Source organism: Pantoea sp. F_5 (assembly GCF_008631595.1).
Taxonomy (GTDB): domain Bacteria; phylum Pseudomonadota; class Gammaproteobacteria; order Enterobacterales; family Enterobacteriaceae; genus Pantoea; species Pantoea gossypiicola.
On the sequence record NZ_VWUO01000019.1, the window covers coordinates 65,341 to 77,414 of the forward strand.

Genomic DNA, 12,074 nt, shown 5'->3' on the forward strand with positions numbered 1-12,074 from the left:
ATTATGTCCTCATGACAGCTGCAGGGTGACGTTGATGTTAAAGACGATTGCGGTAAACCCGCGCATCGGCGTGTAGGTGGCAGAAAAGCCGGCATAACGGCCTTTGGCATAATCGGTCGGATTATCCGTCGTGTAGGTTTTGAACCGGATGGCATTAACCACGGGTGCGCCGTTAACCAGACCGTAACTGACGCCGGTATTGAACACGCCCTGAGCGACCTGCTGCAGGCGGTCGATGCCGTCCTGATTGTAATAGAGCGGGTTAATCGGGTTGTTGCTGCCGTTAATAATGGCATTCGCTAGCATCAGATCGGCGTTAATCTGCACCCAGTCCACGGAATACCAGTAGGTCATGTCGTTGCCGTCGCAGGTCACGCCCTTTTTCAGGATGGCGTTTGAAATCCCGCCCTCTGCGCCGGTATCAACATAGTTAACGTTGTTTTTTTCAAGCGTGGCGGTGACCGAGGCTTTCGCTGTGGTGGCGGTCATGCCCTGCAGAAAACGAAAGGCCATCGGTGGCACTTTGTTGATTTCGGACGGGCTGGGCGACACAAAATTCCACATCACCGCTGCCGCCGTCAGCTCGTCCGGGTAATTCTCACCCGAGCAGGCTATAACGGACTTAATGCCGCTATACGGATTGTCCGGACCAGCCGTGGTGACGAAGAAATAGAGCATCGACTCGTTTGACGTGTGAAGCTTCGCCAGCGCGATAAACTCTTTTTTATCATCCCAGTCCTGCGGCACCAGGTAGGCATACATCCGCTGCGCCGGATCGTCAATCCAGGCTTTCAGCGCAGCGATTTCATCTTCCGGCTGATCATCGCAATAACCCAGCTCGATGAGGTAAAGACCGTTAGTGCTGCCCTGCGCAAAATAGTCATCAGCCGCTGTAACCAGCTCAGTGCTGCTGCCTATAGTGAACGCGCCGGTTTCGGTGGGTTTTGCTCTGGGCGCATTTTTTACCTGCCACGTGAGCGTGCGGCTGTCTTCCAGCGTGGCGTCAAACGTGCCGTTCCAGGACGAAGGTGAACATCCCGACAGCGTAATACTGAACGTGCTGCCGGTTTCCCGGTCGATCTCAACGCCTGCCGGCAGCGTCAGGATGATGTCAGCGCCGTAAGTTGTCGTCTCATAATCCAGCGCATCGATGGCCACCGCCAGCGCATCCGTCATGTCCGACGCCTGCGTCAGCAGCACTGGCTTATCTTTTTCAAGCGTAGTCGCGCCAAACGACAGCACGGCCGCCATCTGCTGAAGCCCGGACGGCGTGGCGCTGATGGTCTGGGATACGTTGACCGTAACGATTCGGGTACCCATTATTTTACCTCGTAATTGATGATGGCTTTTTTGATGAGCTGGTGAGAAACATCCAGCGCCGTTGACTGGTAATAGTTAATGTCGAAGTCGACAAACTTCTGTCTGGCCAGCACGCCCATCTCTACCTGAGTGCGCTTGCCGTCGATCACCACCGGCACGTTGGTGATGCCGAATTCCTCATCCTCCAGCGCAGTGCTGACCACGTAATCCACGAACTGAAGTGCCTGAGCATTGGTCAGCCCGTAAAGCGTGAGCCGGACCTGATCGGCAACGTGCTGGCAGCGAACGTCATAATGCGGCGCGCTCTGCAGCGGCGACGTTGCGCGTACATCGGCGACGATATACGGCGGCCGGAGGTTGGAGGGTGAAAGAAACGACGGATAGATCGTGGCGAACTGGTTCAGCGACAGCCAGATGGGGATGCTGTTAGACAGGATTTGTTCGTCAGAGATGTCTTCCGCTTTTTCAATAATCTGCGTGCGCATTGTGGGCAGAATGGCGGTACCGCGATAGTGGTAAATGCCAGCCTGTGTATAGCGGCTCTCCATGCGTGAAAACGCAAACTGCGTGCCGTCATACTCCCCGAAATAGACCGCATCCGGATCCACTGTATTCAAATCGTCCGCCTGCTCCAGCGGGGTGAAAATAACGTTATTGATGGCACCTGTTGCGGATTCTGACTGTTCAGAGACCACCTGCCGGTGCAGGCTGCCTGAGATAACCCGCGTCAGTGGCAGACCCACCTTCGCCTGCTCTGCATCCGTCAGAATGGCCGCATTAACCCAGTAAACGAAGCCGTCCAGCGGCAGCACCTTTCGCACGTAAAGGCGGAAGGTGATTTGCTGGCTGGATGAAATGGTTTCTACGGCGGAGTGAAGAACGGAGGAAAGCTGAGAGCCGGTGTTAGCGGCGAATTCATCAAGTCTGGGCATCGTCCTCAATCCATGCGGTAAATGATGTTTTGAACAGTCCACCATCAATAAATGACGGGCGGCGCGGCCCGGAGTGCTTTTTCAGGCGGCTGTTTACACCGTCAAGCGCCGCCTGCGTTGGCACGCCCGCAACGCCCAGCCCGGCCATCTCTTCCTGCTCCAGAAAAATATTAAATTCCCGGATGCTGTTTCCCAGCAAAAGATCTCCGCCTCCCGCCGCGCCGTAGTGGATCTGGTTTATCAGCTGGTGAGCAACAGCGGTTCCGGCCTCCTGAATAATGGCGTCCTGATGCTGCGCCCAGAAATGGGAGAACAGCCCATACTCTTCTTCCAGCGTGGTGGCCACCTCAAATGTGGTGGCTTGCTCTTCGCCATAGTCATACGGCATATCAACCACGCCCAGGCAGATTTTCATGGCGTATACCCCCAGAGCGGCCCCAGCTCCATCAATACCGCCAGCGCCGCACGTCCATACGGATCCTGCATCAGCATCAGGTCGGCCAGAGTCAGGTTATTCAGCGCATTGCTGATAGTGACTGAACCGGATGTGCCCTGATCGGAGGCTGATGAGGTGATCCCCGCGACATAATTACCAATCCCGAATTTTTTTCGGAGGTCCGCAAAATAAGTTGAAGGCGGGGTGTCGTTGGCATAATTGAGCAGCAGCGAGGCGGCCAGGTTGTAAACCGTATTCATCCAGACGGCTGGCAGCCGCTCCAGTCCGACATTCCGGGGCATCAGCTCCAGCGCCGACTTGAAACAGCATTCAATCGTCGGATCATCATCCATAATTGCGGATTCAGGAACACCCATGGCCGCCCGGACGAACCGGAGAAATCCGGCGAGTGTCGGGCGCGGCGTCATTATTTTTTCACCTGAATTTTTTTATCCACCTTGGTCGGATTCGGCTGATCCTGATCGATAGCCTCACCCTTGATTTCCATCTGGATGCCGTCACCCAGCGGCTTTTCACCGCTCTGGATCACAGCCGTTTCCACCGCGTTATTCAGGGCAACCGCGCTGACCTCCAGTATTTTCTGCGACATCTCGTCCAGGTTTTCCTTCTTCTGGTCGGCGTTATCAATAATCTGGCTGCTGCTGAGCGGCTTCTCGAGCTCGTAACAGATGCCCGAGAAATTTTTATCCACTCTGCTGCGGTGCTGGAAGCCATACGGCTCGTGCTGGCTGATGATGTGGCTAATAACATCATCAGGCTGTTCAATCATGTGCTGACGGCCCGCCGGGATCGCTACACCAAACGACTGCGACTTTTCCGGCAGCTTATAGTTGAACATGTGAGCCTGACGGGAGCAGTTGGCAATAAACAGTTTCATGAAAACACCTCAATAAAAAAGGGAGCATGTGCTCCCTCATTGCTGTTACAGGTACAGGGCCGGATCAGGCATATTTTGCGGAAAGCAGGGTCACACCCTCAGAACGGAAGTTCCAGCCCGGCGTGGAGCGCATTGTATAGAGCGTGGTCAGGCCGCCGTCAGGCATCGGGGACGGAATTTCGGTTGGCGCAGCCACGTCGCAGAACATCACGTTTACCGCCTGCTGATTCGGGGTCAGCGTGGCAAAAATATTGGTATTGATGTCCTGGCGGGCTTCCGGCACCACAATTTCCGGGTTGGTGACAATAATCAGATCCGTTCCACCGGCCCCCTTACCGATAAGGGTGTCATCCTGGCAGAAAATCACATCATCGCCCGATGCATCTTTGGCAATGTTTTTCACCATGGTGCCCACGGTGGCGGTACCGCCACCCGCGCGCTGATAGCTGGTCAGTTGAACCACGCCCGTCCACTCCAGGGCCTTCATGAAACGCTGAGGGCAGAGGATGACAGTTGTCAGAGGCTGCCCGAGAATCAACATCCGGGTTTTCTGGTCGGCAATCAGGCTCAGAATGAACTTCGCCATCTCGCCTGAATCCCAGGTCGTATACGAATCATTCCCCTGGCTGTCGCTGCCCAGATTCAGGGTGGTGGCATTTGGCGAGTTGGTAATGCCCTCATTGTTGGAAGCTTCAACCCCGTACAGCAGCATATTACGCATCATCTGCGCGTGCCCCTGTCGGTTGGCCAGACGCAGGCCTTCCACCAGCGAATAACCCCAGCGGCTTGCCGCATCCGTATCGAGATAGCTGTACTGGGAGCGGGTTGAGATACGCCAGGTTCTCATCTGGTCGTAACCGCCGGTGATGCTGGCAGACGGCAGCTGCGCCGGCAGCGACTGGCCGACATGTGCCTGCGTGGTCGCTCGCAGATATTTCTGGTAGACCACCAGATCGCCCGAGCTGATTTTTACGGTCGGGGCACCGCCGGCGAGAATTTCAAACGCGCCTGACGCCATGCTGTACTGCATGGCAATTTCGGGCAGCACCATGGAAGGTGATACGGTAGTAATAGCGGGTGCAAAAGCGCTCATCGCAGGCTCCTCAGATTAAAAACAGGCCGCATGGCTTGTCGAATTCCCAGACAACGCTGCCGCTGTCCTCTTTTTTCACTGTCAGGTTGCCGGTATTGGACACCATCAGCAGCTTAATACTGACCTTAGGGTTTCCTGAGCTGGCGGTGGACAGAACATCAACCATGTTGTTTTTGATGTCCCAGACAAACTCCCCCTCACCGTCAACGGCTGTACTGCCGTCCGCCAGCGCAGCGACTTCGGCGCTGATCGGCAGCGGAATACGTGCCTGTGAACCGATGCGGAAGTAATGCACTGATCCCCCCGCCAGATACAGCGGTACCGGATTCCCGGCGGTCGTAATGCCGTGATAGGCCTGATTCACCACGGAAAAAGCATTACATGATTTGGCCGTCGCCTTTTTGATCGTGGACCCGGCAACGTTGACGGCGGGGTTTGAGATGCACTCAATCAGGCCCACGCCTCCCCACACGGGCGCATCCAGCTTCTCATCGAGCAGACCAGAACACAGTTGCAGGCGAACCGCCGGATCATCCCAGGCGTCGCCCTGCGTCATGCCGCGTGATTCAACGTTAAACAGACCTGATGTGGTGCCCTGCGTTTTGAACGGATCGAAATTGACAGAATTAACGGACATTGTTCATGCTCCCCTGCGTGTTGATTTTTTCCAGCACGCGGCCGGGTGTTTTGAATGTGCTCAGCCAGACGTTGGGATCGCCGTAGTATTCAGTAATACGGCGACCGGCTTCGTCGCTGCGCACGCGCGTGTGCATCTGGCCCTGCGTGTTGTTGACTTCATTCTCAATTGCCTTACGCGCTTCGCTGTAGATCGCCTCTTCGAGCACCGACAGTGTTGCTGCATCGGCGATCGCGCGAATATTCACGTCAGCATGCTTCGGTGAATGCTTCTGCATGGCCACCAGCGCACGCTTACGAAAATCCAGCGCCTTTTCACCGGAAAATGGCTCTGGCGCACGCTTGCCCACAGCAGAATAAGCCGCATCAGCACGGGACTGTGCTTCACCCATCGCCTGGTCGTTGCGCTCTTTTTCTTCAGCTGCAGCCGCTTCGTCAGCTTTCCGCTGCTCTTCCGCTTCCGCGTCGGCCTTCGCTTTATCCTCGGCCTTTTTCTGCGCTTCGGCTTCATCCGCTTTGCGCTGCTCTTCTTCCGCAGCATCAGCCTTAGCCTTTTCCGCCTCATCGGCTTTTTCTTTAGCCTCTTTTTTTTCGGCCTCTTCAGCATCGGCACGCGCTTTAATTCCGCTTTCCAGCGAATCCATGCGTGCCGTCAGGGTCTGAACCCCCTGATTAATGCCACCCAGCGCATCGCCAATGGCTTTAGCGAGGAGGCTTTCGAGCTGTTTCTCATCCATATCTACGTCACCTGTTTTGTTTGAAACTTCTATCCCGGCGGGGATTTTTTCTTTGTCCCACACACCCAGCGAGCCGCGGTCCTCTGTCACCAGCGCAATGTGGTCAATCAGGAACGGCACGCCTTCAATGAGAAAGTTCGTGTCACCGTCCTTTACCTCCACGCTGCCTGACGAGTTATTGAAGACGACCGAAGGGCTTGTTGAGACTTTCTCAGTAATGATCTGATCGACGATGTCCCGGATATAAACCCGGCATACCGCCCAGACCTCATCACCCCGGATATAAGGCAGCATCACTGAACCGACGATGCGCTCAATAAAGTCATCTTCGGTCAGCGTTGCTTTATCAGGGTGATTGGCGATAACCGGCAGGCCGTTACAGCGCTGCAGGAATTCATCATTGAGATAAATATTTGGATCCCGCCAGACGTGCTCTTTTATCCCCGTCCGGTAGGCCAGACCTGTGCCGGTAATGCGCAGATTAACCAGCCACATATTGGAAAATTTCACCGGTGATGGTGTGGTGCCATCCCGAATCCGCTGCGCCAGCTCAAGCTCTGTTAAATTCACGTTTGCCCTTCTCCGTTAAAAACTCATCCGGCAGCTGCTGTGGCGCATAAACCGGTATCGCCTGACAGCTGCAAAAGACCTCCTCGCCGGCGGCGGTAATCTCGTCATAAAAGCCATTAACGGGCTTTATCAGCCCCTGCTCCAGAGCCCAGGAATCCCGGACCAGGTAAGTAAGCTCATCACGCTCTTTGTGATCCTTGCGGTACCGGTAGCCCGGACGCCGCCAGTTCGAGTGCCACCGAAACGCAATAGCACCACCCTGAATGGAAATGACGTATTTGACGTTGCTGGCCAGCTTGTGACCCTGGTCAATGGCCACACGGCGGCTGATGAAATCGAGGTCACTGACTGACTTCTGCATTTCAGCTTTGCGGGCACGCCTGTCTGTCTCGCTCACGCCGTCTGGCGGGATGGATGAAACCCAGCCCTGAAAGCGCTGAACGGTGCGCTCAATAGCCTGTTCACGGTTCAGCTTTATCAGGTTCGCGCTGGCAAAAATTCGCCGGTCCAGCTCTTTACGCAGATCCGGCCTGATTTTGTCCAGGGTGATTTTCGAGGGTCCGCCCGGTGGCTGGTCTCTCAGGGCGCCGCCATCAATAACGAGGCGGCGATAGATGGCGGTGAGGTGCTTGCGTGCTACGTCGTCGCCGGGTGCTTCACGGCGTGCGGCCACGCGCAGGCGCTGGCTCCAGTTAAGCAGCGATGCCTGACTGTCCCAGCCTGATTCGACGTAGTGATTAATCGCAGCGGTCAGAACCTCAAACAGGCTCTGCGGTTTCCTCTTTTTCCCCGCCCGGCTGGCTGACTTCATCCTGTCGCTCCGGTGGTGTTGGTGGCGTGTAATTCGCGAGAGAATCGACGTTGATGATCAGCGGCATATCGCCGTATGTCTGCGTGCCGCTGACGATGGCGGCCAGCCATTCGGCCAGTACCGCTCTGTTTTCCGGATCAAGCGTCGGGGACATGCCGGCATAAAGCGCTGTCGCCTGCTGAATAACCTTGCTGTCGGACTCCCGTCGTTTATCCGGTGATTCCTCCACCAGCTCCTGCCACGTCGCGGTAAATTCGCGTCGCCACTGGTAAAAGGTGGTTCTATAGTCCTCGGTGATAATGTCGGGATAGTCCCCCTTCAGGGCGGTAAAAAAATCCTCGTTCCAGGCGATGTACTGAACCAGCTTTTCGAAATAGTCCATCACCGGTTCAATCTGCTGGCGAACGCCATCGATGTACTGGCTGATGGCTTTTGAATCCTCTGAACCATCGCTCCAGCCTTTGGAGAATGCTTCCTCCTTGATAAGGATGGCCGGAACGTCGCTGCCGGACGCAATATCGGAGATGATGTTGTCGCGCGCCGCATTGAGCGCCCCGTCGATGTTCTGCAGGTTCAGCGACTCGATGCTGTCTTTGTCGCCGATGCTGATCACCCCGCCAGTACGGGCGATTTTGACCATTGCCCGCTTAGCGGATGACGCCATTTGTTTGATGTTGTTAATGACCGAGCCATTCTGAACCGTCTTGGCTACCAGCACCCCGGCTTTCTGGCTGACCAGGTCGTTGGCCTCCATCGTCCCGATGTAGGATTTCATCGGGTACAGCACGCGCTGAAAGACGCTGCGACCGGTGAAACCAAACGTGGAGTTCTGAAACTTCAAATAAATAGGCGTGCCGTGAAAGATTTTTAACGTCCGTGACGGGTGCCAGCTCTTACCTGAAATTTTGAGCGTGTTATTTGGTTTCTGGAAAAACCGGCTGTTGGGGTTCTGATCGGTCACCATGGAACCCGACGTGTTAAGCGGGTCCCAGACGTTGATATAAACGTCCTCTTCCTGCAGGCCGAACTGGGTCAGCGGCTGGCTACAGGCATGATTAACTGTCCCTACGCCGATCGCTGCTGCACCGTAACAGCGTGAGATAAAGAAGAAGTTTTTAATGTGCTCGTTGATGTTCATGCGCTCCCATGTGTCGCTGAACTGCCTGACGACACGCTCATCGGGATCGGTTTCAACGTTATACTTGCGGGGTTTGCACATCGCCATGTTGATGGGCTTTTCCACCAGCTTTCCGCCGAGCGGGTGAAACTGCCAGAGTAATTTGCACAGGTCATAACCGGCATCGTCTCCGGGCTTTATTTCATCACCCTGAAGAATTTCGGCGAGCCCGGCCCCCATATTGCTGTTGAGCTGAATTTCTGCCATTTGAAATCCTGTTTACAGTGCATCGTAATTGCCGAACGCGATGATCAGGCCATACGTGTAGCAGTCGAAAAGGTCATCGGCGCGTTTATGCGCCAGCGGATCGGCAAGATGGAATTTAGCGATCTGTTTGATGAGGTGGTTAGCGGTGTCCTGCTTAAACGTAGCGACTTTGTCCCAGGCTTCACGCGTGATTTTGCACCGCCCCAGAAAATGATGTCCGGAGGCCATTACCGCGCGCTCGTCTTTGCCTTTGCCGGTGAGCGCCGACTTTATCGGCTTCATGTCCCAGCCTTCGGTTTCGGCCTTCTGGTTCAGGATGGCACCCATGGCGGCATCTTCCATGAACACGCCCTGGCTTCCGAGACGCGGCCGGCAAACCTTCGCCAGCCGCTCCAGGTTGTCGTAGACACCCGGCATATACTCAGGGAGCAGCGACGCTTTAATCTGCGTGATATCCCAGTCAATGATTGTCAGGCGTGGCTCTGAATACGTTTCCTCATAAGCGAAATACACAAATCCTGTGCCATCGTTCTCAGAGCCACCCTTTAGCGCGGTATCAGCCACCGCAAAGATCATGTCGCACGTAGTGGGCATGCCTACGGGCAGACCATCCACCAGCAGCTTGTCGATATCCAGCAGCGCGTCGGCAGACCAGTCTATAAACTCGGCGTCAAATTCCTGCTGATAAACGCGCGGATCGTTGTTTGCCTTCTCTTTTTCCAGTTCGTCAGGCGGCACGTATGGGTTGGAGGACGTGGGCGCGTGGTGCTCATGGAAGCCCAGACTTTTATCGTGGCAGATCGCATAGAAAAAATTATTTTCATCGGTGCCGTTGGGCGTTGAGAACACCCAGGCACGCCCGCGACGGGTCAGCAGCGTTGGCTTGATCGACTTAGGCCAGATTTCGTTAAGCATTTCCGGTGACTTGGTAAATGCTGATTCATCCAGCAGCACAACATCGTATTCACGACCACGGCCCGCCAGCGGATTATTATTCGTTACCCAGAAGTCGATGCGACCGCCGTTCTTCAGGCGAATGCGCCCCTCACTGCGCGATTTCATCTTTATCAGCGGCAACAGCGCTTCTTCCAGGTAGTCAAAAATCTCCTGCTGCTGTTTATATTCAGCGGTGAATATCCCGACTCTGCCGCCCTGCAGTGCCTCGCCACCGGTCTCTTTAAACAGAGAGGTCGCGTAGGAAATGGCGATATTGCCCAGAATTGCCGTTTTGCCCCAGCGACGGCCGCAACGCACCACGTTGTACTGATGCTGACTGCCTTCGGTCCATACGGCTGACTGCGCGGCGTGCAGCTTTCGACAGAAGATCTGCGCCATCACTCATCCCCGCCGTCACTGCTGGTGGGCTGCATTCCTCCGGGCACCTGAAGAGCGTTATGAACAACGATCAGGTTGCTGTCATTTTTGCCGCTGCGGATGTTTTCGATCTCGGCTTCCGCTTTTTCATTCACCAGCTGGCGGCGGCGGGTCTCGAGCGGAGCTAGGGTCTGTTCCTGCTCCATATCGAACTGGCCGCGCACCTCTGCCATGCTTTTCAGACGCTCATCGGCATAGGCTTTGGCAATGGCTGCTTTGGTGTACTCCAGCGACTCGATACGGGCGGTATTGCGATGCATGGCTTTTTCAGCTGCGCCGATATTGTCCAGCAGCGCCTTTTTAGCCTCGGGAGTTTCCGCGTCTTCCTGCTGCACGCGCCAGCGACCAATGTTCTCTGCAGCCGTCAGGTTTGCAGCGCGCAGCCAGAACAGTTCGTCGTCGAGCGTCAGCGCCGGCACGTCTTCAATAATGGCATCTGACAGCAGCAGCCGGCGGCCGTAGCCACCATGCTTTAGTGCATGCTGATTACCTGAGGTGAAAGCATTTGTGGGTGGAGCATTCCGCGTGCCGCGAATCGGTTTCGCACCTGGCGAATCTGCGAATGCTGCTGATTCGCAGTTTTCCTGCGAGGGCGTGTCGGGGCGGCTTTTGCCCTGCTTTTTCTTCTGCGAATTCGCAGTATTATTCGCAGTTTTTTTTTGCGAATTCGCTCCGCTGTTCGCAATTTTTATGTAGCGTTTGGCGGTCGAGTATTTCAGCCCCTGCGCCTCACACCAGTCTTTCGGGGAGATACCGGTTTTTGCATGTGCGGACAGGAACCGTTGCTGAAGATCGCCCCAGTCCGGTTTTGCCATGTTTCATCCTCAGTCAGACATTATCGAAGCCCCTCAGCGAAGGGCTTATGTAATGCTTACTGCTCTGATTTCTCAGATTCTTCAGCATCACTGCCCAGAATATCCACCAGCGCAGTATCCACGGCGGCGTCAATCTGGGTATCCAGATCGGCTTTGATCTGGGTTTTCACTGCGGTGATGACCGCGTCAGATTTCAGGGCTTTTTTCACCAGGTCATCGGTGACGATATCTTTTACTTCCGGCATTGCTGCCTCCTGTTGGTTATGGCTGAAGAGCCACTGTGTGATCCACATGGTTGTGTCCATGCTGAGGGTATAAAAAACCCCGCTTATCGGGCGGGGTCAGGTACGGCGGCGGAAGGCGTAACTGCCTATGCCTTCTCTGCCGAGTTTGGTTTCCATGGTGTTGTGCTCAATGCAGTTAAAGCCCTGGCCGTCGAACCAGCGGATAAGCCCTGCGTGGGTCCAGTACCATATATGTTCTGTCTTGCGAAAATGACGTGATGTCAGAATGGCGTCGCCATCAGCAAAAATCGGTACCGAAACAAATACCCACTTCTCAGCCTTTGCCACGGCAACATCCGGGCGGTCGATGTGCTCCAGGCTGTCCCAGAATGTCAGCGCCGGATAACGATCCGCGTACAAATCTGCCCAGAGGCCTCGCTGGTTCAGCCAGGCAACACCGGCAGGGTTTACGTCATAGCCGCGGGTATTGGGGCGGTTCCCGACGAACTGACCGGCACCGATCCCCACATCCACCAGCGGACCATCATAGTGACGCGCCACCAGCAGGATGCGCGCCTGCGTCAGTTCGCGGCCCATCGGGGTGTCAGCCATCTTCTGGTACCGGGCAAAGTAGCCTTCATCATACGGGCGGTTTTTCGGTACCGGGTAATAGCCCATGCCCAGCGCGGGCAGCCAGACCAGCCCGGTTTTCAGTTCTTCAGAGAACGATTTCATGCAGCCACTCGCTGAAAAGAGTATCGAAATTGCTGATGCGCCGGTCGCAGTCGTGATCTGCGCGGGTGCAGCGGCAGTAATTATCGGGCAGCGCCCAGCGTACGCGCGA

General features: G+C 55.5%; 14 protein-coding genes. All 14 read right to left on the reverse strand.

The window, feature by feature from the left end:
• Positions 1 to 9: 9 nt before the first annotated feature.
• Positions 10 to 1,320: a DUF3383 domain-containing protein gene (locus F3I44_RS20110; protein WP_150015076.1), complete on the reverse strand. Its 1,311-nt coding sequence runs from the start codon at positions 1,318 to 1,320 to the stop codon at positions 10 to 12.
• The gene (locus F3I44_RS20115; RefSeq protein ID WP_150015077.1) at positions 1,320 to 2,252 is read right to left on the reverse strand and encodes a hypothetical protein; all 933 of its coding nucleotides are present in this window, start codon (positions 2,250 to 2,252) and stop codon (positions 1,320 to 1,322) included. The genes F3I44_RS20110 and F3I44_RS20115 overlap by 1 nt, the downstream gene beginning before the upstream one ends.
• Positions 2,239 to 2,667: a hypothetical protein gene (locus F3I44_RS20120; RefSeq protein ID WP_150015079.1), complete on the reverse strand. Its 429-nt coding sequence runs from the start codon at positions 2,665 to 2,667 to the stop codon at positions 2,239 to 2,241. Before F3I44_RS20120 ends, F3I44_RS20115 begins: the two co-directional genes overlap by 14 nt.
• Complete coding sequence (locus F3I44_RS20125) at positions 2,664 to 3,116, reverse strand: hypothetical protein (protein ID WP_150015081.1); 453 nt, start codon at positions 3,114 to 3,116, stop codon at positions 2,664 to 2,666. The genes F3I44_RS20120 and F3I44_RS20125 overlap by 4 nt, the downstream gene beginning before the upstream one ends.
• Positions 3,116 to 3,586 carry a hypothetical protein gene (locus F3I44_RS20130; protein ID WP_150015083.1) on the reverse strand — a complete coding sequence of 157 codons (471 nt, stop codon included), beginning with the start codon at positions 3,584 to 3,586 and terminating at the stop codon, positions 3,116 to 3,118. Before F3I44_RS20130 ends, F3I44_RS20125 begins: the two co-directional genes overlap by 1 nt.
• Before the next feature lie 64 nt (positions 3,587 to 3,650).
• Positions 3,651 to 4,679 (reverse strand): major capsid family protein, encoded by a 1,029-nt coding sequence (locus tag F3I44_RS20135; protein ID WP_150015085.1) that lies wholly within the window; start codon positions 4,677 to 4,679, stop codon positions 3,651 to 3,653.
• A 10-nt stretch (positions 4,680 to 4,689) separates the two neighbouring features.
• The gene (locus F3I44_RS20140) at positions 4,690 to 5,316 is read right to left on the reverse strand and encodes a hypothetical protein (RefSeq protein WP_150015087.1); all 627 of its coding nucleotides are present in this window, start codon (positions 5,314 to 5,316) and stop codon (positions 4,690 to 4,692) included.
• Positions 5,306 to 6,622: a DUF2213 domain-containing protein gene (locus tag F3I44_RS20145; protein WP_190285996.1), complete on the reverse strand. Its 1,317-nt coding sequence runs from the start codon at positions 6,620 to 6,622 to the stop codon at positions 5,306 to 5,308. Before F3I44_RS20145 ends, F3I44_RS20140 begins: the two co-directional genes overlap by 11 nt.
• Positions 6,603 to 7,433 (reverse strand): hypothetical protein, encoded by an 831-nt coding sequence (locus tag F3I44_RS20150; protein WP_190285995.1) that lies wholly within the window; start codon positions 7,431 to 7,433, stop codon positions 6,603 to 6,605. The genes F3I44_RS20145 and F3I44_RS20150 overlap by 20 nt, the downstream gene beginning before the upstream one ends.
• Positions 7,381 to 8,817, reverse strand: coding sequence for an anti-CBASS protein Acb1 family protein (locus F3I44_RS20155; protein WP_150015089.1), 1,437 nt, complete (start codon positions 8,815 to 8,817; stop codon positions 7,381 to 7,383). Before F3I44_RS20155 ends, F3I44_RS20150 begins: the two co-directional genes overlap by 53 nt.
• Positions 8,818 to 8,829: 12 nt before the next feature.
• Positions 8,830 to 10,152 (reverse strand): terminase, encoded by a 1,323-nt coding sequence (locus F3I44_RS20160; protein ID WP_150015091.1) that lies wholly within the window; start codon positions 10,150 to 10,152, stop codon positions 8,830 to 8,832.
• Positions 10,152 to 11,006, reverse strand: a complete 855-nt coding sequence (locus F3I44_RS20165) for a hypothetical protein (RefSeq protein WP_150015093.1) — start codon at positions 11,004 to 11,006, stop codon at positions 10,152 to 10,154. The genes F3I44_RS20160 and F3I44_RS20165 overlap by 1 nt, the downstream gene beginning before the upstream one ends.
• 56 nt (positions 11,007 to 11,062) lie before the next feature.
• Entirely contained in the window at positions 11,063 to 11,299 is a 237-nt protein-coding gene (locus F3I44_RS20170) for a DUF826 domain-containing protein (protein WP_223811715.1), read from the reverse strand.
• 48 nt (positions 11,300 to 11,347) lie between these two features.
• Positions 11,348 to 11,965 carry a methyltransferase domain-containing protein gene (locus tag F3I44_RS20175; RefSeq protein WP_150015095.1) on the reverse strand — a complete coding sequence of 206 codons (618 nt, stop codon included), beginning with the start codon at positions 11,963 to 11,965 and terminating at the stop codon, positions 11,348 to 11,350.
• Between the last annotated feature and the right edge of the window lie 109 nt (positions 11,966 to 12,074).